We start from the raw sequence: 450 nt of genomic DNA, 5'->3' as shown, positions 1-450 counted from the left end.
GCCCAGCTTCTCGGCTTCAAGCGAGAAGAATCGGTGTGGAAGCTGGATCATCATCCCCGCACCATCGCCGGAGTTAGGCTCGCTGCCTTGACCGCCGCGGTGTTCCATATTAATAAGCATAGTCAGCGCCTGGCTGACAATATCGTGAGAGGGCCGTCCTTTGATATGGGCAACAAAGCCCATACCGCAGGCATCTTTTTCAAAAGCCGGATCATATAAACCTTGTTTTGCAGGGATATCCGTATGTTTCATTTAACATACAACCTTTCTGTTCGTAAAATAGCTCGTTCCAACCAATTTATACGCAAAACGGCAGGTTTCAAATAGACTTTTGAACATTTTATTTGCATAAATCCTCTGATCAATGACCCTACATTTCAAATTCTCATTTCCAGCATGAAAATTAGACGGAAATCACATTCGTATTATCGTTCTAGTATTGTAGCACCC

1 protein-coding gene is annotated in these 450 nt (G+C 44.0%); it reads right to left on the bottom strand.

From position 1 onward, the window contains the following. Positions 1-252 (bottom strand): hypothetical protein (locus D3I60_RS01445; RefSeq protein WP_262774339.1); only part of this gene is annotated, 252 nt, incomplete at its 3' end. Between the last annotated feature and the right edge of the window lie 198 nt (positions 253-450).

The organism is Brevibacterium permense (genome assembly GCF_025506275.1).
In the GTDB taxonomy this organism is placed as follows: Bacteria; Actinomycetota; Actinomycetes; order Actinomycetales; family Brevibacteriaceae; genus Brevibacterium; species Brevibacterium permense_A.
Note: the sequence above shows the minus strand (reverse complement) of the source record. Positions and strands in the feature narration are given on the sequence as shown.